We start from the raw sequence: 22,863 nt of genomic DNA, 5'->3' as shown, positions 1-22,863 counted from the left end.
GATTGTTCGCAGATTCCTCGGGTTTCGCAGGTCAATGCGAGATTTCGTCGAGGCTCAACTGATTGGTACGCGGCCCGAACAGACCGATCGATACCATCACCATCACCATCGACGCGCTGATCAACGCAAACACCCCGGTTGTTTCGAAGTGGCGCAGCGCGAACGCAATCATGAAGCCGGAGAACATCGCGGAGAGCCGCGACATCGAGTAGACGAAGCCGACCGCGCGGGCCCGGATGCGCGTCGGGAACAACTCGGTCTGGTACGCGTGGTAGCCGACCGACAGCAGCGTGCCGGACAACGTGATCAATACGCCGAGCAGCATCAGCATGGCGGGCGAGGTCTGCGTGGCAAACAGACTGCCGAACACAGCAATGCCGAGCGCCGACAGCACGATTAACGTCTTGCGTTCGATGCGATCGGCGATCGCCATACCGAGCAGCGGACCGAACGGGTTCGAGATCGCGATCACGAACGAGTACAGCAGGCTGTGCGTGATCGTCACGCCCTTCGCGACCAGCAGCGTGGGCACCCACGACGCGAAACCGTAGAAGCCGATCGCCTGGAACAGGTTGAAAACGAGCATCGTGATCGCGCGGCGGCGATAGGGCGGTTGCCAGATTTCGCGAAACGACGCTTTAGTGGTAGCCGGTTCGACGGCTGCGACGGGCGGTGGCAGGGGCTGGCCATATTGCGCGGCGACCCTGGCTTCGATCGCATCGAGCACCGCCGACGCCTCCGCCGTACGCCCCTGCTGCGCAAGCCAGCGCGGGCTTTCCGGCAGACGCCGGCGAATCGCCCAGACGACGATCGCACCCAGCGCACCGATGATCACGACCCAGCGCCAGCCATCGAGGCCGAAGGGCGCCTGCGGCACCAGCCACCACGCGAGAAACGCCACCGACGGCACCGCGCTGTACTGCACCAGATGCACGAACGCAAACGCGCGGCCGCGCAGATGCTTGGGCATCAACTCGCTGACGTAGGTATCGATGGTGACCAGTTCGACGCCGACGCCGATGCCGGCGATCAGGCGCCACAGGTTGATCATCGGTGCCGTGCTCTGGAACGCCATGATTAACGTGGCGATCGAGTACCACAGCAGCGACACCGTGAAGATGCTCTTGCGTCCGAAGCGGTCCGCCGTACCGGCCACGACGAAGGTGCCGATAAAAAGCCCCGCGAACGAAGCTGCAACGAATGCGCCGAGCCCCGAGAAGCCGAAGAACGAGGCGGTCGTCGTCGCATAGACGCCGCTCTTGACGAGCCCAGGGCCGACATAGGCGGTGAAGAACAGATCGTAGAATTCGAACCAGCCGCCGATCGACAGCAGGAACACAAGCATCCAGACGGTCCGGGTCGCGGGCAGGCGGTCGATACGTGCGTTGATCCCGGGCCTGGGCGGGGACGTGGGCGACGACGGATCGGGCGCATCGAACGGCAGGCTTGCCATGGAAATCCTCCAGGTCTCGCTTATCGGATGTCGTTCTGTCTAATAGAACGACATTCTATTTATGGGTTGTGCGAGATTAGAGAGGAACGGTGACTGCGGGAATTGGGGTTTCGCCTGAGATGACGTAGGGGCACACCGCCCCGTTAGATCATTCGCCTTCGTCGAGCCGGTAGCCGTGCGTATAGATGGTGCGTAGACGAAGACCATTATCCGGATCGGCGAACAGCTTCTGACGAATCCGGTAGATATGGGTATCGATGGTTCTCGACGTGCTGTCGATCTCGCGTCCCCACGCGAGTTTCGCGAGCAGATCGCGAGACACGACGCGGCCGGTGTTGCGAAGCAGGAACGCGGCAACGTCGAATTCCCTGCCGGTCAGCTCGATCCGTTTGCCGTGTAGCGAGATGCAACGGTGATTCGAGTCCAGCACGTACTTGCCGATGCGCAGGACATCCGCGGATTTCATCCCTCGTTGATGGCGACGCAAGAGCGCCTCGACTCTCGCTGCGAGTTCATCGAGGCGAAACGGTTTGGCGATGTAGTCGTCGGCCCCGGCACGCAGCGCACGCACGATGTCGACCTCGAGGACACGGCTGGTCAGAAACAGCACAGTGGGTTGATTACCCAGGTTCACGCGTACCCACTGCAGCAACTCGAGACCGTCTATGCCGGGCAATTGCCAGTCGATGATGATGAGATCCGCCAGATGCGTTTTCAGAAAGATCACTGCTTTCTGGCCGTCGTTGACGTGGTTGATCGGAAGATCGAGCGACCGCAGCGAGCGCATCGCCGCTTCGGCATGAGCCGGGTCATCTTCAACTAGCAAGATGTGCATGATATTGGCTGAATATTTCTTGTGGTGTGCCTGAAACTCCGGCGATCGACACAGTGAGTTCCGAACGGAACATGTGGATGTATCGTCGCCCCCCGCGGCAATAAGTAACATGAGTTCCCGCTATCTTTTTATGGAACTTGTCACGTTTTGTGAACTGTGAATCGTATACGTTTAGTTATCTTGAATTGGTGTTTTGCTATCGAAAATTCACCGGCAATCTAGACGTTGCCGTTCAGGTTTATTCGGAGATAGTAGGCTAGCGGGACTAGCGTGCCAGGTCGGCATGCGATAATTTTTCGGGATGCCATCTTGATCAGGAAGGCAATCGCATTGAAAGCGAAAAGCCACAAGAGGATTGCGACATGATGCAGAAGATGACCGGAAGTCCCGTTAGCTGCGCGGCGCTTGCGCTCGCGGTTTGCGTTGCCTCGGCGGTGTGGTCGACGTCGGCACATGCAACCTCATTCGATTGCAAGCTGGCCGCTACTCACGTCGAGCAGGCGATCTGCGCGGATGCTTCGTTGGGCGATCTCGACAGCCAGCTTGCTGAAACTTATAAAGACACGCAGGTCGCGTTGCCCGACGCGGCGCAACCCGCGTTGCAAACCGACCAGCGCAAGTGGCTCGCGCAGCGCAATGCGTGTGCGGGCGGCAGTACGCCGATTGCGGCGTGTCTGCGCAACAGCATGACCGGACGCGCCGCGGCTCTAACTACCCAGCAACACCAGGCCGACATTGCGTTCGATCGCATCGTCGCGGGCATTCCGTCCAGTCCAGCGCAGGCTGCTGCGCAACTCGCCGCCTACAAGGGCGGTCTGGCGTCGGCGTGGCTGGTCTATCTGCATCAGTTCGAACCGACGAGTGGCGTAACGGCCGCACAGGCAAAGACGCGTGAACGCATGGCCATTGCCGCGCTGACCGACGACGACTATATGCATTCGATCATTCACGATCTGCAGAAAGATCCGAAGGTAAGCCGCGGCAGATTCGTGCTGACCCTGCTGCGGATGCAGATCGAGCGTGCGTATGCCGATGGGCGGCCATACGTCCATTGCTTCGTGTTCGAGCGGCAGGGCGAGGACGCATACACGGCGATGGGTTCGCTCTATGGCTCGACACGTGATGGCAGTGCGCCGCTGTGTGAGCCGACAGCGGGGCTGTTCGACCAGCCTGCATGGAAGCAACTCGGTGCGGCATTTAAACCGATGTTGTCGGCGGCTGACGCTACGGCGGGGACGATCCGGTTTGCCAGCTACACGGACTGGGCGGTGCTCGAATTGCGCGCGACGCTGACGCCGCTGGAATTCCTGGCGCCGGCGCAGCGCAAGGCGGCAGGCGGCGATCCTGCACAGGACATTCGCAAATGGTCCGATGACAAGGTCTGGCCGCGTGCTGACAGAGAGCGTGCGATCGCGGCGCTCGGGCCTGCACGTCAAGTCACTGCAACCTGGCTACACGACAGGCGCGGGTTGCCGGACAGTCAGGCGGACGAGGTCGCACGCATTGTCGTGTCGACCTGGGTCCACGAGAGGCTGGAATTTCCTGATTGATGGATCGGGTGAGTGACGGCGGTGCGTCGTTCGTCGCACCGCCGTCCTGACGGGATGCTGGCGATTATTTCCTTGGGGCTTGGGCGAATGGCGACGATGCGTTCTCGTCGCACCGCTGTCCCTAAGGGATGCTGCAATTTTTTTTGCCGCGATTCCTCGAAGGCGCCATCCAACCGTGACCTTTACTGCCCGCTCAGCACCGCTTCGACCGCTGCATCCGCCTGCTGCATCGCCGCGTCGGTGGCCACCGGCGAGCTACCCACGCGTTGTCGCGTGGCCGCTGTCGCGATGTTGCCGTTGCGGTCGTGGGTATCGATCGACACGTTCATCGACACGCCAAGCGGTAACGGATGCACGGCCGTTTCAGCCGGGTCGAGCGAGATCGTCACCGGCAGCCGCTGAACCACCTTGATCCAGTTGCCCGCCGCGTTCTGCGGCGGCAGCATCGAGAACACGCTACCCGTGCCCGGCGCAAGCCCATCGACCCGTCCATGAAAGACCACGTCCGATCCGTACAGATCGGAAGTCATCTCCACGGGTTGACCGATGCGTACGTGGCGAATCTGCGCCTCCTTGAAATTCGCCTCGATCCACAATTGCGCGGGCGGTACGACCGCCATAAGCTGCGCGCCCGAGGCAACGGGTTGACCGATCTGCACCGAGCGCTGCGTGACACAGCCGGCAACCGGTGCCGCGATCGTCGTGTGTGCGAGGTTCACGTAGGCAAGCCGGAACTGCTGCGCAGCGTCGGCGACGGCCGGGCTGGCCTCCGCGCCTGACCGGGCACCGCCCTGGCTATCTCCACCACCAGCAGCACCGCCGCCACCAGCTCCACCCACCAGCGCACGCCCCGCAGCCAACTGGTTTTGCGCAGCCGCAAGGTTGGCCTGCGCCAGCGACACATTGGCTTGAGCCTTCGCAAATTCCTCACCCGATACGATATCCGCGGGCGCATTCGAACGCGCCTTCAGCGCCTGCTTCGCAAGATCGAGATCGACGGTGCGCGCACGAACCGCATCTTCGTTCATCGCATTCGTGAACCCGCTTTGACGGTTTTGCCGGACCGCCTGCACGAGATTGGCCTTCGCGCGTTCGAGTGCGATCTGCGAGTCGGTTGGATCGAGCTGCACGAGCGTCTGTCCGGCCTTCACGCATTCGGTGTCGATCACCGCGACGTCGCGCACGACGCCTGGCGCGCGAGCCGCAATTCGCACGATATTGCCCGTCACGTACGCGTTATCGGTGCTCTCCGAATAGCGCGCCCAGAGCAGCCAGTCGATCCCCGCAGCAAGCGCCGCGAGCAGCACGAAGGCCGCCAGCACCGCGAACATCACGTTGCGTCGGCGGACCTTGCGCGGGTCGCGGACCACTGGAACAACGTCCGCTTCGACCAGATTGTCTCTATGCATGCCCGTGATTCTCTTTGATGTCGTAGTCGAAGCCGCCGCCCAGTGCGCGGATCAAGGCGATTTTCGCGTCACGCCGTTGCGTGCGCAAGGAAACGAGCTGAATCTGGTCGTCGGCGAGCGAGATTCGCGCCGAGAGTAGCGTCTCTTCGGGCAGAAGACCGCGCTTGTGCCGTTCGTCGGAAATCCACACGATGCGGTTGCGCGCGGCGACCACCTGCTCCTGCTCGGCGATCTGTGCGTCGGCGCCGCGCACCGTCGCGATCGAGCGTGCGACTTCACCGAGCGCCGTATTCAGCGTCTGATTGTAGAGCGCGATCATCGTGTCGGCATTCGCCTGTTCCGTATGCAGTTGCGCCCGCAGCCGCGGCCGTTCGAAGATCGGCAGCGACACGGCTGGCCCGATCGCGAACAGCGCCGACGAACTGGAAAACAGCGAACCGATATTCAGCGTCGACAGGCCGGCCGTGGCAAGCAGGTCGATGTTCGGATAGAACTGCGCACGGGCCGCGTCGATCCGGCCTTCCGATGCATCGACGCGCAGGCGCGCGGCCACGATATCGGGCCGCCTGCCGAGCAGTTGCAGCGGCAGGTTCGCCGGCAGCGGCAATACGGTTTCGCCCGATGACGCGAGCTTCGGACGCGTCAACGTCAGGCCGCGCTCCGGACCATTGCCAGTTAGCACGCCGATCTGCAGACGGGTTTGCGTGATGGTGTCGTCGGCCTGCTGTAGCTGCAAGGCGAGCTTGACCAAACGAATATGCGCGTCCTGCGCATCGTAGCCCGTGTCGAGACCGCGGTTCATGCGCGTTTGCATGATCGTGTCGCGACGCTGTTCGTCCTGCTGTTTCTGCGCGACCAGATCGCGCAGCGCATAGTCGGTATCGAGCTGGCCGTACAGCGTGACGACCGAGGTGACCAGCGACAGACGGGCCTGCTGTGCGTCGACGCGCGCGGCATCGCGTGCCGAGACGAGCGAGCGGTTCACCGCGCGATTGCGGCCCCACAGGTCGAGATCATAGTGCGCCACACCCGTCACGCTGGCCGGTGAGACCCACGGGTCGGTGAACAGGTTGATCGGGATGCTGTTGCCGGCGAAATCGACGTTGGTAGCGCCATCGACCTTCGGCAGGCGCGCTTTCAGCGCCGATGCCGTCGCCGTGGCCGAGAGCCCCGAGGTCGAGCCGAAGGTTTCGAGCTGGGCCTGGGCGCTGGCGACCCGCGAGTTGGCGACATCGATGTCGGGGCTGTTCGCCACGGTTTCGTTGACGAGCGCAATCAGTTGCGGGTCACCGAATGCGGCGATCCAGTCCGCCGACGGCCATGCCTGGGCAGCCGGTGTTACTGTGCCGAGCGTTTTCGTCAGGGCATCAGCGGCCGGTGTGCGCATCGTCACCGTATGGCGCGCAGTGCCGTCATCGACACACGCGGCGAGCATCGCTACGAGCAGGATCGACGCGAGCGCGGTGCGTGCGCCGGGCAGGTTTGGAGAGCGCGGTTTCATCGTTGGGAGCGTCCGAAGCGGGCGGCAAGACGCGGTCGCGCCTGGTCGACTGGACCGAGTCTGCCGCGCATCCCGTCGACGATGCCACACCCGATGCCCAGCAGTTTCGTCAGCTTGTCCTGCTCGAATAACGCAACCTGCACGACCTGCCACAACGTAATCAGATTCGGCACCATGGCGACCGGAAACGAGCGCAGATACTGGCGACACAGATACATCGCGTTGCGCGCCATGTAGTAGCGGCGAAACGCGGGATGGTTCATCGATGTGATGCGCCAGAACGCGAACCGGTGCGTGCGTTTTTCGCCGATCCGGTGGCGTAGCACGAGATTCGGGTCGAGATAGAACGGCACACCGCGTTTCAATGCGCGCAACGAATACTCGGTGTCGACGTGATCGATGAAGAGTGCCTCGGTGAACGCGCCGAGCTGTTCGTACGCGAGTCGCGAGATCACCGCCCCCGATGACAGCAGAAACGAACAGCGCTGCAGCGGGCCGTTGCCCTGCACGTCGAGCGTGCGGACCGTAAAGCCGTTGCTGTACATCTGTGGCAGAAAGCGCTGGGCGTTCTCGTCGTAGATTTGCGGCCCGATGGCAAAGGCCTGCGTGCCGAGCCGCGCGCACGATGCCTGCATGATCGGGAAAAAATCGTCGCTGGCGCGCGAGTCCTGATCGAAGAGTGCCACCGCCGTCGCCCCCTGGGCGAAGAGCCGTGCCAGCCCCCGGTTGTAGGCGCCCGCGATGCCGCCGTGGTTCGCATTGTGCAGATAGTCGATGCCGACGCTGTTCAGCATCACGGGGATTTCGGGGCGCGCGTCCGGCGAATTGTCTACTGCAAGCAACGACGCACAATGCGCACGCAGACCGGCGACACGCAGCAGTTGCTGGTCCGTCGGACGATAGAGCACGACGAGCGCGCCGAGCGTGCTCGCATCGACGTCGTGGCCGGAGGGCGGTTGCGTTGCCGCATGAGTGTCCGCATGGCTCGCGCGCCGTTGCATCGGGCGGCCGCTCAGTGTGTCCTGGTACGGGATCGGAGTGAGCTTCATGTGGTCAGTGCCCCGCATTGACGCCCGACACGCGTGCGGGCCGGGTCAGCCACATCGTCGCGGCGAGCCCGACACAGACGATGCTGGCCATATAGAAGAGATCGTTGGTCGCCATCATGTACGACTGTTGCTGGACGACTTCGCGGATCACCGGCAGCGGCCCGGTCGCGAGCCCCGCGTCGTGGACGGATTGCACGAAGAGGTTGGTCCCGTCGGAAGCCGAGGTCACCGACTGGCGCAGCGTGCCGTAGTGAAACGCGGCGCGACTGTCCCACCAGGTGATGCTCAATGCTGTCCCGAACGCCGCCGACACTGTGCGCAGGAAATTCGACAGACCCGATGCCGCAGCGAGCTTGTGATCGGGCACGCGCGAGACGATGGCTGCCGTCAATGGAATGAAGAAGCACGGCAGCCCGATGCCCTGGATCAACCGCGGCGTGACGATTTGCCAGAACGTCATCGTCAGCGTGAAGTGCGCGTTCCACCAGAGCACGGCGGCGAAGACGAGAAAGCCAAACGTCGTGACCATCCGTGCATCGAGTTTCTTGAGGTAGATGCCGATCAGCAACGAGAACACGAAGGCGAGAATGCCGAGTGGCGCCGACGCCATGCCCGCCTGCATCGCGGTGTAGCCCATCACTGTCTGCAGCCAGAGCGGAAAGATCACGCCGATCACCGAGAACGCCATCATGCCGAGCGAGGTGATCACGACGCCGAACGTGAAGGTCCGGTCGCGAAACAAGGACAGGTCGATGACCGGCTGCGTTTCGGCGGATTCCCAGATCAGCAGCGCCGACAGTGACAACGCCGCGACGACCGCGAGCGTCACGATCAGCGACGAATCGAACCAGCTGTATTCGCGACCCAGATCGAGCACGGCCTGCAACGATCCGACGCCGACCACCAGCAGCACGATGCCCGGCACGTCGATGCGCGGCCGGCGTGCCGGCGCGCGCTCGCGCCGCAGCAGCGATACGCACACGGCGAACGCGAAGATACCGATAGGCAGGTTGATGAAGAAGATCCATGGCCATGAGAAACGATCGATGATCCAGCCGCCGAACACCGGCCCGAGAATCGGTGCGAGCAATACCGTCATCGCCCACAGGGCAAGCGCGAAAACCCGCTTTTGCGGCGGGAAGGCGCGCAGCAGAATGGTTTGCGACAACGGCACCATCGGGCCCGAACTGAGGCCCTGCAGCGAGCGGAAAAACACCAGCAGTTCGAGGTTCGGCGCAACCGCGCACAGGATCGACGTCAGCGTGAACAGCAGCACCGAGATGATAAAGAGCCGCGATTCGCCGACCCGCGCCGACAGCCAGCCTGTGAGCGGCACTGCGATCGCGGCCGATACCGAATACGAACTGATCACCCAGGTCGCCTGCGAATTCGCGACACCTAAACTGCCCGCTATCGACGGCACCGCGACGTTGGTCACCGTCGAATCAAGCATTTCGATGAAGGTCGCCAGCGACAGCGCGAACGTCAACAGCGCGAGTCGCGCGCCGCGCAGCAACGGCGGTGCGCCGCCGTCGCCGGCGGGTGCGCGTGAACCTGGTCCCGCGCCTGGTCCCGCGCCTGGACCCTGACCTGGTACGGAGTCCTGCAACGCGCCCGTCATGCAGACGATTCCAGCTCGGCCACAGCGGGCACAGACGGCACGAAACGTTCGATGTACTGCGAGGCGGCGACACACGCATTCGGCTCGGCGACGATGCGCTGCCGGGCTATGACGCACTGGGCGGCGACGCCGGTATCGCGCGTTACGTGCCGTAGCGCTGTGGCAATGGCCCGCCCGTTCACAGGTCCGTCGATCCGCCCGCCGCAACCGGTCTTCTCGATGCGCGCCGCGTTATCGAACTGGTCGTGGGCAAACGGCGTGACGACCTGCGGGATGCCGCTCGCAAAAGCGAGCGCAGCGGTACCGATGCCGCCGTGATGAACGATCGCCGCACAGCGCGGCAGCAGCGTATGCATTGGCACGAACGGCCGCACGCGCACACCAGGATTAGCGAGGAGCGAAGCGGGCTGGCTGCGTGTCAGCACGATGGCGCGCGCGCCGGTCAGTCGCAGCGTTTCTTCGACGGCGCCGAAGTACGCGGCTTCGTCGATCAAGGTCGAGCCGGCAGTGAACACGACCGGCGGTGCACCGGATGACAGGAAGTCGGCGAGATCGTCATCAAGCGGCGTGGCGCTGGGCTCGACCGGCAATGGAAAGCCGCACAGAAAACGGTTGGCGGGCCAGTCCGGCTGCGGCTTCGCAAACCAGTCGGGAAACAGGCACAGCACGCCGTCGGGCGAATGCAGCCACTTGCCGAGAATCCGCCGCGCGGGCGCGAGACCGATCTCGGTGCGCACACCGTTCAGCGCGGGTCCGAGCGCGGGGTCGAGCACAGCTTTTTCGATCAGCCGCATCGATGCGATCCGAACCTGCAGTGGCAGCCACATCGGTACGGTGAAGCGCTTGTGAGTAGGCGGCGAGTGTCCGGAGAGCAGTGTCGAAGGCGATACCTGCACCGACACATAGGGCGTGCCGTGCACCTCCTGCACGATGCGCGCAGCGAACGCCCAGAGCGAGCCGAGCATCACGGTGTCGTCGGTGAGCAGCGACGAGAGCGCGTCGACATGCGGACGGATGGATGGCGCGATGACTTTCCAGAGCACGCGAAACGAAGTCCGCGGATTCCACAACGCCGGATTCGCGAGCGCCTCTTCATATTCCTGCGCGGTACCAATCGGCACGAAGGCAAAACCCTCGGCTTCGACAAGCGGAGCGAACGGCGGATGCGTGCAGAACACGACCCGGTGTCCGCGCTGCATGAGCGTGCGGCCGATCGCGAGGAACGGATGAACGTCGCCGGCGGAGCCGATGGCCGTAATGACGATCTGTGCCATGAGTGCGCTCAGTACAGGTTCGGCTGGAGTGCCCGGACGGTCTGCCGGGCTCCCGACAGCGCGTGAGTCCAATGCGCAACCGGGACCGGCCACAAGATCGCGCGGACTGCAACGTGCGCGAAAGACATGCTTACGCTCCGAACGAGGTGTTCAGTTCAAGAGGCGCAAACGTTTGCTCTTGCGATGTGTGGGCGGCGACGAGCGGGACTGCGGTCTGAACCGGTGCGCCGTAAAAGCCGAGAATCTCGTCGCGCACCGCTGCGGCCTGGGGCCGTCCCTCGAGGTCCAGAAAGTGTCCGGCGTCCGGGATCGCGGCAAATTGCGCGTCTTTCACATAGGACGAGATCTGCCGGATATCGCGTGCCGTCGTATGTTCGTCGAGCATGCCGTTGATGAACTTCACCTGGCAGCGGATGTTCGACAGCTGCGGCAGGTACACGTCCGGTTGCAACGCGAGAATCTGGTCGACGTGGAACGCGACCTGGTCCTGTTCTTCCTTCGGCAGGCTGGTCAGGTAACGGTAGTTCAGCAGCTTGACGATGCGTGGCAGGTTGCGCCCGACCGTGTCGTTGAGCAGGTGCGCCGCCGCCTTGTTTTCACCACGCGACAGCAGGTCGCGCGCCGTGGTGATGTAGCGGACCATCGCGTCGTTCAGATACGGTGAAAACGAACAGATCGCAGCCCGGCGAATGCTGCTCGCGCCGCGTGAGAGCGCAAGCAGCGCCGCCAGGCCGCCCCACGAGACCGAACAGAGATAACCTGGTTTGTAGCGGTGAATCAACTCGAGCAGGATGTCGACCTCATCATCCTTGCTGAGCAGAAACGAGCGCTTGTTGTGTTGCCGCGACTGGCCGGCATACGGTAGATCGAAGCACAGAACGTTGTGCTGCGCGCTCATGTACTTGATCGTCTGCCCGAACGACGCAGTCGTCGCCAGTGCGCCGTTGATCAGAATCACGCTGTCGCGATCGGCATGGAAGATATGCCGCTCGACATGCACATGGAAAGAATTCGCGAGGCGAACGGCTACTTTTTCGACAGGCATGTCCATCTCCACATTCGGGAAGACAAAACGATTCACCGTCACGCCAGAACGCGCGACCTCAAGCGGCGACATCAGGGAGAGCAATGCGCACCGCATTTAAAAGCTGAACTAATCGCTTGCATTGTGCAGTGCAATGCTGTTGATGTGAATATAGTCTCGCGAAATGGGTAAACGCAAGATAAAAGTAAATAAAATCCATCCGGACATGGGTATTCGTCGAGAAATTAAACAAGATGCATAAATTTAATCAAAGTGACTCGATGACCCATGTCCAGCACTAATGCAGGGCGTCTGGCCGCGACAGGAAGGTGCATCCGATGCGGGCTGAGCGAGCATTTTCGCCACAGCTTTCACCTGGTCTGAGCGGTGTACATGTGCCTGTAACGTGATCGTGACAGGCCGATTGCCGTGCGTGGGCCGTAACAGGATGAAGCGGGCAATCTGCGGAGAGCCGCACCAGCTATAGCTAATATGCAGATTCGTGCAACCAGTGTGCGCGCGATGCGATGTTTGTCGAGGCGGCGTCGGGCGCATTCAGGCGACTGCTGTTCTCAACGCTTACCACTGAACGGACGTGCTGCACGCGGGCCAGGTGTTGGTCGGCTATCTGTTCGTCTCGGCCAGGCCTGGCGGCGCAGGCGAGGGGTTCGAGGAGACGGCGGGCGTTTGAATTTACCGAATGAATCATTTTCAGTTCGAATAAGAAAATTTCGGAGAATTATGATTTTCAATTCAATTGAATTTGCATGAATTTTTCACGATGTATTAACGTGGATATAGCGGATTCGCAAATTTATATTGCACGTTGTGCGAGTGTTCCGTGTGCGCCTCAACGGTGCCTGCCGCACAGTGTTCGGGCACGGGCCGGGGCGATGAGATCAAGGATGGGAGCCGTCGCCCGCCAGGTAAACTGCTCTATCGGTAAGGAAACCGTAATCGCAAACAACGCGATGAAATACCTGCCACGCTCATTCCGGTGTCTCAGAGCGGGCGCGTGGCCACGCTTTCGTCGCCCAGCTCATGATGAAGAACGCGAGGATCAGGCCGATCAGGGTGCCGAGGCCCGTTGCCCGACCGTCCACATAAAACAGCACCGAGGTCGCGGCCAGCCCGATCGATGCGACGCCGAGCCAGAGTGCGGGCAGGGGGCTGCCTGCCGTGATCGTCGCTTCGCTTTCGATCTCGACACCAGGCCCCGTCACGCCGGGGCGCATCTGACCGGGTAGCGGCGAGGGATCCGAGGTGGATACGGTGCCGGTGCGCCGCCGCGTTCGGCCGCTGGCGTTCGCGCCGGGCAGCGCCAGCACCATCGAGATCACCATCGCGAACAGCGCCCAACTGAACCCTACGAGGATCATGAGAGGTGTCGACGGCTTGTATTGATGCCGGAAGGTCCAGATGGCCGCGCCGAGCAGCACCACACCGATGACCGAGAACATGATGCCAACCGCCATAAAGGCGAACGGGATGCGTTTTTGTCCAGTCTGGCTGTTTGCCATGTCTCCCTCCTGTCAGGTGTCGAGCGTAATGTCGTGCCAGTTGCAGCCGCTGCGGTACGACCCGTCATTTTCCGTGAATGGGAGCCGCGTGCCGTCGTTCGGCCAGGGGGATACAAGGTTCGGATGGGGCTCAAGGCGGGGTCGGACTACGAGTATTACGCAATGCGATCCTCTCCATAACCGATACTGATTGTTGTTGAAGCGGATAAGGCCCGTTTCTACGATGAGCCCTCGCCGGCCATGCAGCACCCACATTCGACAAGAAATCAACTATCCGGAGACTGTTCATGAATCAGCACGCGAATGAGCACGCGAGGCCCGAGCGGGCGATCAAGACGGCGGAGGACGCCATACGCCTGGTGGAAGCAAGCCGTCTGACGCATATCAAGGTCGGCATGTCGGATATCGACGGCGTTTTGCGCGGCAAGTATCTGCGTAAGGACAAGTTTCTCGGTGCGCTGAAGGCCGGCTTCGGCTTCTGCAACGTCGTGCTGGGCTGGGATCTGGACGATCAGATGTACGACAACACGCGCTACACCGGCTGGCACACGGCCTATCCGGACGCGATGGTGCGCATCGTCCCGGAGAGCTGCCGGCGTTTGCCGCTCGAGCCCGGCGATGGTGAAGACATGCTGTTCTTCCTGGCCGAATTCACCGGCGACGCCGAACCGGTGTGTCCGCGCCGGCTGCTGCATCGCGTGTTAAAGCGTGCCGCGGACATGGGCTTCGACGCGTTCGCCGCACTCGAATACGAGTTCTTCATGTTCGAGGAAACACCGCACTCGATACGCGAGAAAAACTACCGCAACCTGAAGACCTGGACGCCGGGCAATTTCGGCTACTCGGTTTTGCGCAGCACGGTCGAAGGCGATTTCTACCGCCAGTTGCTCGACATGTGCGAGCAGATGGACATGGCGATCGAAGGGCTGCACACCGAAACCGGCCCGGGCGTTCTCGAAGCGGCGATCGCCGTCGATAACGCCGCCGATGCCGCTGACAAAGCAATGCTGTTCAAGACCTTCACGAAGGCACTCGCGCAGAAGAACAAGCTGATGGCGACCTTCATGGCGAAGTGGTCGCACGAATATCCCGGGCAAAGCGGCCATATCCATCTGTCGTTGCGCGACGCACGCACCGGCGAGTCCGTGTTCCACGACGACAGCCGTCCCTACAACATGAGCGTCCGGCAGGGCTCGTTCATGGCGGGTGTGCAGCGTTATCTGCCCGAATTCATGGCGATGTACGCGCAAACGGTGAACAGCTATTCGCGGCTGGTACCTGGCTACTGGGCGCCGCTCGATGCCACCTGGGGCGTCGAGAACCGGACCACGGCCTTGCGGTTGATTCCGGGCTCGGAGAAGTCGCAGCGTATCGAAGTGCGCATCGGTTCCGCCGATGCCAATCCATACATCGCACTGGCCGCCGCGCTAGGCGCAGGTCTGTACGGCATCGAACAGGCGCTCGAGCCCGACACGATCGTCACAGGCAACGCGTATACACAGACATTTCCCGATCATCTGAAGCTGCCGTGCACGCTGTGGGAATCGGCGCAGCGGCTGCGCCAGTCGCAGGCGGCGCAGACCTTGTTCGGTGAAGCGTTCGTCGAACATTTCGCGGCCACCCGCGAATGGGAAGATCGTCAATTCCGCCGGCACGTGACCGATTGGGAACTGGCCCGCTACTTCGAAATCATCTGAAGCGACTCTACTCATGAAACAGGAACTCATTACTCTTAGCCCGATCGACGGCAGCGAATACGTGCGTCGTCCGTATGCGAGCGAGTCGCAGATCGCGCAGACACTGCAACGTGCGCAATCAGCACAGAAGGCGTGGCGCGATGTGCCGTTGAAGGAACGGATGGCGGTGATCGGTAGCGCGGTCGAGCATTTCGTCGCGAACAAGGCCGTGATTGCCGAGGCGATCACGCGACAGATGGGACGGCCGTTGCGGTATACGCCCGGCGAAGTCGACGGTTTCGCGGCGCGTGCGCGGCACATGATCGCGATTGCCGAAGAGTCGTTGAAACCGGTGCAGGTCGCGCCGCAAGACGGGTTTACGCGCTTTATCGCACGCGATCCGGTCGGCGTCGTGCTGACGATCGCGCCATGGAACTACCCGCTGCTGACGGCCGTGAACAGCATCGTACCGGCGCTGCTGGCAGGCAATACGGTGATTCTCAAGCACTCGGACCAGACACCGCTGTGCGCCGAACTGATCTATCAGGCCTTCGTCGCGGCGGGTGTGCCCGAAGGTGTGTTCCAGTTTCTGCATCTCGACCATGAGCGCGTGCAAAGACTGATTCGCGCGGACGAGATCGGCTTCGTCGCCTTTACCGGTTCGGTGCGTGGCGGCCGGTCGGTCGAGGAAGCATCGGCGGGGCGCTTTATCGGCGTCGGACTGGAGCTGGGCGGCAACGATCCGGCTTACGTGCGTGCCGATGCACAGCTTGATCACGCGGTGGAGACGCTGGTGGACGGCGCGTTCTTCAACTCGGGGCAGTCGTGCTGCGGCATTCAGCGCATCTACGTTGCGCAGGCGTTGTACGACGATTTCGTCGAGCGCGCGGTGGCGCTGACGAAGCAGTACGTGCTCGGCAATCCGCTCGATGCGGACACCACGCTCGGCCCGGTGGTGCGCACGGCCGCAGCCGACGAGGTTCGAACGATCGTCGGTGAAGCGCTGGCGAAAGGCGCGCGCAATCTGATCGATGAAGCGCAGTTCGGTTTGTCGCGAGCCGGTACACCGTATGTGGCGCCGGGCGTGTTCGTCGATGTGAACCACGGCATGAAGCTGATGAACGACGAATGCTTCGGGCCGGTGGTCGGCATCATGCCGGTATCGGGCGACGAGCACGCGATCGAACTGATGAACGACAGCCCTTACGGCTTAACCGCCGCTGTGTTCACCACCGATGAAGACGCTGCACTATCAATCGGCCGTCGCGTGGAAACCGGCACCTTCTTCATGAACCGCTGCGACTACCTCGACCCTGCGCTCGCGTGGACCGGTGTGAAGCAAACCGGGCGCGGCGCGACGCTGTCGGCGATCGGCTACGAACATCTGACGCGGCCCAAGTCGTTTCATCTGAAAACACGTATCTAAAGCGCCACTCTGAGCGCCATTGAAGGAATCACCATGTCACTTCCGTCAGCAAACTGGAATTACCCGACCGCGGTCAAGGTCGGCGCGGGCCGTGTCCGCGAACTGTCGCAATGGTGCAAGAGCCTCGGCATGCGCAAGCCGCTGCTGATCACCGATCCGGGGCTCGCGTCGCTACCGCTCATCAATGACGTGCTGCAACAGTGCCGCGCCGATGGTCTTGAAAGCGGACTGTTTCACCAGATCAAGGGCAATCCGACCGGCAAGAACGTCGACGACGGTGTGGCGGCCTACAAGGCCGGTGGCCATGATGGCGTGATTGCATTCGGTGGCGGTTCGGCACTGGATGCGGCCAAGGCTGTCGCATTGATGGTTGGGCAGGATCGTCCGCTATGGGACTTCGAAGACGTCGGCGATAACTATCTGCGCGTGAACGTGGCTGGCATGGCCCCGGTGGTCGCGGTTCCGACGACGGCCGGGACCGGTTCGGAAGTGGGCCGCGCCTCGGTGATCACCGACGACAGCGCGCACGTTAAGCGCATCATCTTCCACGCGCGCATGCTGCCGGCGGTCGTGATTCTCGATCCTGAGCTGACCGTCGGTCTGCCCGCGAAGCTGACCGCAGCGACCGGTATGGATGCGCTGTCGCACAACCTCGAAGCGTATTGCTCGCCGTTCTATCACCCGATGGCGGCAGGCATCGCCGTCGAAGGCATCCGGCTGATCAAGCAGTTCCTGCCGCGCGCGGTCCGGGACGGCCACGATATCGAGGCGCGTCTGCAGATGCTGGTCGCCTCGAGCATGGGGGCTACGGCGTTTCAACGTGGGCTCGGTGGCATGCATGCGCTCGCGCATCCGCTCGGCGCGTTGTATGACGCGCACCACGGTCTGCTGAACGCGATCCTCATGCCTTACGTGCTGAAGGCCAACGAGTCCGTGATCGCCGAGCGCATCGAATTGCTCGCGCGCTACCTCGAACTCGCTTCGCCATCGTTCGGCACGTTCCTCGACTGGGTGCTGTCGATGCGCGACACGCTCGAGATTCCGCACACGCTGCAGGAGATCGGCATCGATGCGAGCCAGGCGGCGAAGGTCGGCGCAATGGCGGTAGCTGACGGTTCGTCTGGTACGAATCCGATCCAGTTCACCGCCGACGAGTACAGCCAGATTTTCGTCGCGGCAGTGAACGGATCGCTGTGACTTGGGTGGTCTTGGATAGGGTGTTTATCGGGAGATCGTGTGGCAAGGATCGGGATCGCGGGCTTCTTGCACGAGACGAATACCTTCGCGTCGAGTCGCGCACGCTTTAGTACGTTTGTCGAAGCCGACGCCTGGCCAGGATTGCTGGTCGGCGACGAGATGTTCGATGCGGTGGCGGGCGTGAATCTGGCGATCGATGGTTTCATCGAGGCAGCGCGCAGGGCTCATGAGCTGGTCCCACTGCTGTGGGCCTCGGCGAACCCGTGCGGCGTCGTCACCGACGACGCGTTCGAAGCGATCGCCTTCATGCTCGACCGGATGATCCGCGATGCCGGGCCGCTGGATGCGCTCTTTCTCGATCTGCACGGCGCGATGGTGAGCGAGCATCTGCAGGACGGCGAGGGCGAGTTGCTGCGGCGTTTGCGGCAACGCGTGGGCGACACGCTGCCGATTGTCGCTGCGCTCGACTTTCACGCAAACATCACGCCAACGATGATCGAGCACGCAAGCGGCTTCGTTGCCTACCGCACCTATCCGCATGTCGACATGGCGCAGACCGGGCGGCGCGCATGTGTGCTGCTCAACCGGTTGCTGCAGGGGGAGGTGCTTTGCAAGCGTTATCGTCAATTGCCGTTTCTGATTCCGATGCCATGGCAAAGCACGTTGAGCGAGCCGATGCGTGGCCTCGTCGCGCTGAGCGAATCGCTTGAATCCGCGCACGTATCGACGATCGATTTTGTACCCGGCTTCCCGCTCGCCGATATCTACTACAGCGGTCCGAGCGTGATTGCGTATGGCAGCGATCCGGCTGCGCTCGATATTGCAGTTGAGCGTCTGACCGAAGCGGTGCTCGCGAGCCAGGCGGCGTTTGGCGGACGTCTGCATGCACCTGCCGCAGCGGTTGAACATGCGCTCGCGCATACGCGGCAACCTGGCACGGGCCGCGTGATCCTTGCCGACACACACGACAATCCGGGCGGCGGAGGTGCAGGCAATACTACCGATCTGCTGCACGAACTGTTGCGGCAAAACGCGCAGCGGGTGTGTGCGGGCGTGCTGTGCGATCCGGTGTTCGCCGAAGTGGCAACGAGGGCGGGTATCGGTGCGGTTATCGATGTGTCGCTAGGCGGTTCGAACAGTAGCTCAAGCGCGGAAACCGATGCGCCGCCGCTGCAAGGACCCTTCGAGGTGCTAGGGCTCGGCAACGGTCGCTTTATCGGCACAGGACCGTTCTATCTGGGCTGCCAGATGGACCTTGGACCGATGGTGCGCGTGCGTTGCGGTGGGCCGGAAGGCATCGATATCGTGGTGTCGAGCCGCAAACAGCAGGCCGCCGATCAGGCGATGTTCCGCCATGTCGGCGCGAATCCCGCCGATTACCGCATTCTCGTGTTGAAAAGCTCGGTGCATTTTCGCGCGGACTTCGCCGCGCTCGCCGACGAGATTCTGATGGTAGCCGCCTCAGGGATCAACATCGCCGACCTGCGGCAGTTGCGCTATGAGAAGTTGCGGCCGGGTGTCGTGTTGCTGTGAGTTCTACATTGCAACCGTCTCGGCATGGTGAAAGATCTTCGCCACGATCATCCACTTGCCATCGAACTTCAGCAGGTTGAGGTTATCGATAAAGATCTTCTCGAAGATCCGCACACGCACCTGCGCGAACGCCATCTCGGGTGACAACACGCTGATCTGCAAGACGCTATCGATACGAGGCTGCGCCACGCTTTTGGGCGGTTTGCGCACGGCAATCTCCGCGCGATATTGAGCAAACGGCCGCAGGCTGAAATTGCCGTCTTCCATTCCGAACAGCGAACTGGTCGGATGAAAAATCTGATCGAACTTCTCAAGATCGCATTCGTACATGACGTCGAAGTAGATCTGCAGGGCTTGATGGATGTTGGGGATTTCCATGTTGTTCTCCGGTTTGAGTATTGATTGTTCAACCCAGCACGATCGACGGCAACAGCCACGGCACATTCGCTTCGATGATCGGCAGGAAGCTGGTTTTCAGCAACTGCATGCTGTCTTCAGCCAGCTGTTGCGGCAAAAGCCCCAAGTCGTCGACGCGCGCCACCATCGTCAGTTCGCGGAAGAATTCCTCGCCCGGAATCGGGAACAGGCGAAACGCCTCCGAGAATTTCTTGTCTTCGGTCAACCCCGATTGCAGCAGGCATAGCGGTGTCGTAATGGTCCATCCGGCATTCGCCATGATCAGCGACATGATCGCGAACGTGTTATCGAGTTGCAGGCGCAACGGCGGCTGAATGCCCCATTTCTCCAGTTGCGTTTCGATACTGCGGCCGATCACGGTCGTGTTGCTGTAACGAATGAAATCGCCGCCCACGAGCAGATTGCGCAGCGAATGAACCGATCCCTTGAAGTTGCTCGGCAGCACCAGCACGAACGGCTCGCGCAGAATGCGCTGGCGGTAGAGCAGCGGGCTTTTTTCGACCGGATCGTCGGACACGATGATGTCGACGCGTCGCGACAGCAACGCGTCGGCGTGCTGGTGCGACTGTCCCGTCACCATCGACCAGTTCGTCGTACGCAGCCGGATCGCCGCAAGCAACCCGGCGCCGATGCTGGTCGCGAGTGAATCGACGAGCGCGATGCGGATGTGCTTGATCGGTTCGCCGCGCGGTTTGCAGAACTCCTGGCTCAGATCGCGCGCTTCGCCGAGCAGTGTGCGTGCGCGGTTGTAAAACTGGCGCCCGCCTGGTGTGAGCATCGGCGGGCGTTGCGAGCGGTCGAGCAATTGCAGGTTGAGCGCCTGTTCGAGGTTCGACAGCGTCTGCGAAACCGAAGACTGCGTGATACCGAGCCGCTGCCCGGCTGCCGTCATGCCGCCGGATTCGACGACCACCACGAAGACCTCGAGTGCTTTCAGATCGAAATGGATGCCGCTTTGCATAGGTTGGTCGGGTTGCGGTGGTAGCCGTGGTTCGGTGTCGGTGGCGACAGAATACGTTTTTGCGCGCGATCAGTTTAGACGAAACACGTCGACCGAACGTCCATAACGTCTCCGTATGAATAAGTATCTCAACCATAGTAGATGTTTATCCTGTTCGTTCATAATATCGGCAGGCAGTGCACCGCTCGAATCAGGTCCGGCCCGAATCGACCGCATCCGCGCTTCCTGCCGGAGCGGCTTCCCCTTTCCCGTGTCAACCGATGAGTCACTGATATGTCCGATACCACCGCTGTACGTCGCGCGGCGTTTCGCCGCAAGGTCGCTGCCCGCGAAGCACTGCTCGTCGCAGGTGCGTTCAACGCGCTGAGTGCGCGGATCATCGCCGATCTCGGTTTCGAGGCCATCTATCTGACCGGCGCCGGCGTGACCAACATGTCGCTCGGTCTGCCCGACCTGGGCTTCGTGGGCTTGCGCGAGATCGCCGAGCACACCGCGTGGGTGCGCGATGCGGTGTCGCTGCCGATCATCGTCGATGCCGATACGGGCTTTGGCAATGCGCTGAACGTGCGACATACGGTGCGTACGCTTGAACGATCGGGTGCCGATGCGATCCAGTTCGAAGACCAGGTGATGCCGAAGAAGTGCGGACATTTCTCGGGGAAAGAAGTGATCTCGACGGGAGAGATGGTCGGCAAGATTCGCGCAGCGGTCGACGCGCGCACCGATGAGAATCTGCAGATCATCGCGCGTACCGACGCAGCCGCGGTGCACGGTATCGATGCAGCAATCGAACGCGCGCATCGTTTTGTCGAAGCGGGCGCCGATATTCTCTTTATCGAAGCGACCGAAACACTGGCCGATGTCGAACGTTTGCCGCGGTTGTTCGCTACGCCGCAGCTGGTCAATATCGTGATCGGCGGAAAGACGCCGACGCTCTCGCGCGATGCGTTGCAGCAGTTGGGTTATGGCGTGGTGCTGTATGCGAACGCCGCCTTGCAAGGCGCGGTAAGGGGTATGCAGACCGCACTGACTGCACTGCGCGATAACGGGCAACTGAACGAGGACCCCGCGCTGGTCGTGCCGTTTGGTGAGCGTCAGCGGCTCGTCGACAAACCTGGGTTCGACCGGCTTGACGCGCTTTATGCGGACAAGGGCGAGTAGCAGGGCACAGCGAGGGCACCGCGGCCTGACTGAGCGCCTCACGCATCATGCGTGCCGACGACGTGCTGAACTGCGCCGCCTCATAAAAAACGGAGACAACGATGGTTTCAAGGCGGTCGTTCAACGGTGCGCTGGCCGGTCTGGCTGCGTCGCAGATCCTGGCAGGGTGTGCATCGACGGAGGGTGGTGAGGTGCGCCGCATCACGGGCGTCGATACCCATGCTCACGTGTTCCTGAAGAATCTGCCGATGGTTGCGGGACACCGCTATTCGATCAGCTACGATGCGCCGCTCGAGCGCTACGTTGCAATGCTCGATGCACACCGGGTGTCGAACGGTGTGCTCATTCAACCGAGCTTTCTCGGTACCGACAACACCTATCTGCTGGCCGCGCTCAGGCAGTATCCGCAGCGCCTGCGCGGCATTATCGTGCTCGATCCGGCAACCGATATCGACCGGATCGCCGAATGGTCGCAAGCGGGCACGTGCGGGATTCGTCTGAACCTGATCGATCATCCCGATCCCGATTTCTCGACGCAGACATGGCGGGCGTTGTTTCCGCGGTTGCGCGAGCAGGGCTGGCAGATCGAACTGCATGCGGAAGCGCGGCGGCTACCGGCTTTGTTACCGCCATTAATAGCTGAAGGTATCGACGTATCGATCGATCATTTCGGGCGTCCCGATCCAAAGCTCGGCGCCGCGGATCCCGGCTTTCGCTATCTGCTCACCACGGCGGGTAGTGGGCGCGTGTGGGTCAAGATTTCGGGCGCCTATCGCAACGATACAGCCGGGCGCTGGCAGGCAACCGGCTTGCAGTTGATGCAGGCGCTGCGCGAAACCTTCGGCGCGCGCCGGTTGCTGTGGGGTAGCGACTGGCCGCATACCGGCTATGAGTCGTCGATCAATTACGATCTTGCTTACGCCTACATGGAGCAGTTGCTACCCGATGCCGAGGAGCGGCGGCAAGTGCTGGTCGAGACGCCCGCTGCGTTGTTTCGCTTCTAGCTGATTCCCGGTTTCAGTCTTGCCCTCGTGATACTCACGAGCGGCCTGGCGAGCGCGCTACCGCTTGCCTTCATTTCATTGAGCTCATCCTGAGGTCCGCCTGGCTTCCAGAGCATGAGCGGCACCTCGCGCTGTCACGATAAAAATAAAACATCGTAAGTGACATTTCTTCACATCGCCTGCAATTCGCCTACCTATACATCTATCAGGTTTCCAGAAAATCACACGGACATGTGCCCGAACCGATGAAGG

Annotated in this window: 18 protein-coding genes; 7 read left to right on the top strand and 11 right to left on the bottom strand. The window is 61.8% G+C overall.

Annotated features, from left to right (window positions below; genetic code table 11):
- Nucleotides 1-31: 31 nt before the first annotated feature.
- Complete coding sequence (locus BWP39_RS21650) at nucleotides 32-1,453, bottom strand: MFS transporter (protein WP_096723929.1); 1,422 nt, start codon at nucleotides 1,451-1,453, stop codon at nucleotides 32-34.
- Between the two features lie 148 nt (nucleotides 1,454-1,601).
- Nucleotides 1,602-2,288: a response regulator transcription factor gene (locus BWP39_RS21645; protein ID WP_096723928.1), complete on the bottom strand. Its 687-nt coding sequence runs from the start codon at nucleotides 2,286-2,288 to the stop codon at nucleotides 1,602-1,604.
- Between the two features lie 362 nt (nucleotides 2,289-2,650).
- Between BWP39_RS21645 and BWP39_RS21640 the strand changes: the two genes are divergently transcribed.
- Nucleotides 2,651-3,838, top strand: a complete 1,188-nt coding sequence (locus BWP39_RS21640; RefSeq protein ID WP_096723927.1) for a lysozyme inhibitor LprI family protein — start codon at nucleotides 2,651-2,653, stop codon at nucleotides 3,836-3,838.
- A gap of 182 nt (nucleotides 3,839-4,020) precedes the next feature.
- Here the strand turns inward: BWP39_RS21640 and BWP39_RS21635 are convergent, their stop codons facing one another.
- The 7 genes from BWP39_RS21635 to BWP39_RS21605 form a co-directional block, all read right to left on the bottom strand.
- A complete protein-coding gene (locus tag BWP39_RS21635; protein ID WP_096723926.1) occupies nucleotides 4,021-5,247 on the bottom strand; it encodes an HlyD family secretion protein in 1,227 nt (408 codons plus the stop codon).
- On the bottom strand, nucleotides 5,240-6,748 hold the full coding sequence (locus BWP39_RS21630) for an efflux transporter outer membrane subunit (protein ID WP_096723925.1): 1,509 nt from the start codon (nucleotides 6,746-6,748) through the stop codon (nucleotides 5,240-5,242). Before BWP39_RS21630 ends, BWP39_RS21635 begins: the two co-directional genes overlap by 8 nt.
- The gene (locus tag BWP39_RS21625) at nucleotides 6,745-7,797 is read right to left on the bottom strand and encodes a glycosyltransferase family 2 protein (protein ID WP_207557023.1); all 1,053 of its coding nucleotides are present in this window, start codon (nucleotides 7,795-7,797) and stop codon (nucleotides 6,745-6,747) included. Before BWP39_RS21625 ends, BWP39_RS21630 begins: the two co-directional genes overlap by 4 nt.
- A gap of 4 nt (nucleotides 7,798-7,801) precedes the next feature.
- The gene (locus BWP39_RS21620; RefSeq protein ID WP_096723924.1) at nucleotides 7,802-9,418 is read right to left on the bottom strand and encodes a DHA2 family efflux MFS transporter permease subunit; all 1,617 of its coding nucleotides are present in this window, start codon (nucleotides 9,416-9,418) and stop codon (nucleotides 7,802-7,804) included.
- Nucleotides 9,415-10,692 (bottom strand): glycosyltransferase, encoded by a 1,278-nt coding sequence (locus BWP39_RS21615; RefSeq protein ID WP_096723923.1) that lies wholly within the window; start codon nucleotides 10,690-10,692, stop codon nucleotides 9,415-9,417. Before BWP39_RS21615 ends, BWP39_RS21620 begins: the two co-directional genes overlap by 4 nt.
- A gap of 130 nt (nucleotides 10,693-10,822) precedes the next feature.
- The gene (locus BWP39_RS21610) at nucleotides 10,823-11,737 is read right to left on the bottom strand and encodes an alpha/beta fold hydrolase (RefSeq protein ID WP_096726079.1); all 915 of its coding nucleotides are present in this window, start codon (nucleotides 11,735-11,737) and stop codon (nucleotides 10,823-10,825) included.
- A gap of 968 nt (nucleotides 11,738-12,705) precedes the next feature.
- Nucleotides 12,706-13,236 (bottom strand): hypothetical protein, encoded by a 531-nt coding sequence (locus BWP39_RS21605; protein WP_133116908.1) that lies wholly within the window; start codon nucleotides 13,234-13,236, stop codon nucleotides 12,706-12,708.
- A gap of 287 nt (nucleotides 13,237-13,523) precedes the next feature.
- Between BWP39_RS21605 and BWP39_RS21600 the strand changes: the two genes are divergently transcribed.
- The 4 genes from BWP39_RS21600 to BWP39_RS21585 are packed head-to-tail and all read left to right on the top strand — an operon-like array spanning nucleotide 13,524 to nucleotide 19,068.
- The gene (locus BWP39_RS21600; RefSeq protein WP_096723921.1) at nucleotides 13,524-14,933 is read left to right on the top strand and encodes a glutamine synthetase family protein; all 1,410 of its coding nucleotides are present in this window, start codon (nucleotides 13,524-13,526) and stop codon (nucleotides 14,931-14,933) included.
- A gap of 13 nt (nucleotides 14,934-14,946) precedes the next feature.
- Complete coding sequence (locus BWP39_RS21595; protein WP_096723920.1) at nucleotides 14,947-16,338, top strand: aldehyde dehydrogenase family protein; 1,392 nt, start codon at nucleotides 14,947-14,949, stop codon at nucleotides 16,336-16,338.
- A 33-nt stretch (nucleotides 16,339-16,371) separates the two neighbouring features.
- The gene (locus BWP39_RS21590; RefSeq protein WP_096723919.1) at nucleotides 16,372-17,535 is read left to right on the top strand and encodes an iron-containing alcohol dehydrogenase; all 1,164 of its coding nucleotides are present in this window, start codon (nucleotides 16,372-16,374) and stop codon (nucleotides 17,533-17,535) included.
- Nucleotides 17,536-17,574: 39 nt separating this feature from the next.
- Nucleotides 17,575-19,068, top strand: coding sequence for a M81 family metallopeptidase (locus BWP39_RS21585; RefSeq protein ID WP_096723918.1), 1,494 nt, complete (start codon nucleotides 17,575-17,577; stop codon nucleotides 19,066-19,068).
- 3 nt (nucleotides 19,069-19,071) lie between these two features.
- On the opposite strand, the gene BWP39_RS21580 is transcribed toward BWP39_RS21585, so the two are convergent.
- Nucleotides 19,072-19,446, bottom strand: a complete 375-nt coding sequence (locus BWP39_RS21580; protein WP_096723916.1) for a nuclear transport factor 2 family protein — start codon at nucleotides 19,444-19,446, stop codon at nucleotides 19,072-19,074.
- A 28-nt stretch (nucleotides 19,447-19,474) separates the two neighbouring features.
- Nucleotides 19,475-20,446 (bottom strand): LysR family transcriptional regulator, encoded by a 972-nt coding sequence (locus BWP39_RS21575; protein WP_096723914.1) that lies wholly within the window; start codon nucleotides 20,444-20,446, stop codon nucleotides 19,475-19,477.
- A gap of 273 nt (nucleotides 20,447-20,719) precedes the next feature.
- On the opposite strand from BWP39_RS21575, the gene BWP39_RS21570 reads away from it, so the two are divergent.
- Nucleotides 20,720-21,607 (top strand): isocitrate lyase/PEP mutase family protein, encoded by an 888-nt coding sequence (locus BWP39_RS21570; RefSeq protein ID WP_096723912.1) that lies wholly within the window; start codon nucleotides 20,720-20,722, stop codon nucleotides 21,605-21,607.
- A gap of 101 nt (nucleotides 21,608-21,708) precedes the next feature.
- Nucleotides 21,709-22,611 carry an amidohydrolase family protein gene (locus tag BWP39_RS21565; protein ID WP_096723910.1) on the top strand — a complete coding sequence of 301 codons (903 nt, stop codon included), beginning with the start codon at nucleotides 21,709-21,711 and terminating at the stop codon, nucleotides 22,609-22,611.
- Nucleotides 22,612-22,863 lie beyond the last annotated feature (252 nt).

Origin of the sequence: Paraburkholderia acidicola (assembly GCF_002362315.1) — a bacterium.
Lineage (GTDB): Bacteria > Pseudomonadota > Gammaproteobacteria > Burkholderiales > Burkholderiaceae > Paraburkholderia > Paraburkholderia acidicola.
The sequence above is the reverse complement of the archived record's forward strand: the minus strand, read 5'-3'. Positions and strand labels throughout refer to the sequence as shown.

Bases quoted from the DNA above. Each gene is read 5' to 3' on its own strand.
- BWP39_RS21570 (WP_096723912.1), top strand. From the start codon at position 20,720: ATGTCCGATACCACCGCTGTACGTCGCGCGGCGTTTCGCCGCAAGGTC.
- BWP39_RS21605 (WP_133116908.1), bottom strand. From the start codon at position 13,236: ATGGCAAACAGCCAGACTGGACAAAAACGCATCCCGTTCGCCTTTATG.
- BWP39_RS21650 (WP_096723929.1), bottom strand. From the start codon at position 1,453: ATGGCAAGCCTGCCGTTCGATGCGCCCGATCCGTCGTCGCCCACGTCC.
- BWP39_RS21630 (WP_096723925.1), bottom strand. From the start codon at position 6,748: ATGAAACCGCGCTCTCCAAACCTGCCCGGCGCACGCACCGCGCTCGCG.
- BWP39_RS21625 (WP_207557023.1), bottom strand. From the start codon at position 7,797: ATGAAGCTCACTCCGATCCCGTACCAGGACACACTGAGCGGCCGCCCG.
- BWP39_RS21640 (WP_096723927.1), top strand. From the start codon at position 2,651: ATGATGCAGAAGATGACCGGAAGTCCCGTTAGCTGCGCGGCGCTTGCG.
- BWP39_RS21565 (WP_096723910.1), top strand. From the start codon at position 21,709: ATGGTTTCAAGGCGGTCGTTCAACGGTGCGCTGGCCGGTCTGGCTGCG.
- BWP39_RS21595 (WP_096723920.1), top strand. From the start codon at position 14,947: ATGAAACAGGAACTCATTACTCTTAGCCCGATCGACGGCAGCGAATAC.
- BWP39_RS21635 (WP_096723926.1), bottom strand. From the start codon at position 5,247: ATGCATAGAGACAATCTGGTCGAAGCGGACGTTGTTCCAGTGGTCCGC.
- BWP39_RS21615 (WP_096723923.1), bottom strand. From the start codon at position 10,692: ATGGCACAGATCGTCATTACGGCCATCGGCTCCGCCGGCGACGTTCAT.
- BWP39_RS21620 (WP_096723924.1), bottom strand. From the start codon at position 9,418: ATGACGGGCGCGTTGCAGGACTCCGTACCAGGTCAGGGTCCAGGCGCG.
- BWP39_RS21580 (WP_096723916.1), bottom strand. From the start codon at position 19,446: ATGGAAATCCCCAACATCCATCAAGCCCTGCAGATCTACTTCGACGTC.
- BWP39_RS21610 (WP_096726079.1), bottom strand. From the start codon at position 11,737: ATGCCTGTCGAAAAAGTAGCCGTTCGCCTCGCGAATTCTTTCCATGTG.
- BWP39_RS21645 (WP_096723928.1), bottom strand. From the start codon at position 2,288: ATGCACATCTTGCTAGTTGAAGATGACCCGGCTCATGCCGAAGCGGCG.
- BWP39_RS21600 (WP_096723921.1), top strand. From the start codon at position 13,524: ATGAATCAGCACGCGAATGAGCACGCGAGGCCCGAGCGGGCGATCAAG.
- BWP39_RS21590 (WP_096723919.1), top strand. From the start codon at position 16,372: ATGTCACTTCCGTCAGCAAACTGGAATTACCCGACCGCGGTCAAGGTC.
- BWP39_RS21575 (WP_096723914.1), bottom strand. From the start codon at position 20,446: ATGCAAAGCGGCATCCATTTCGATCTGAAAGCACTCGAGGTCTTCGTG.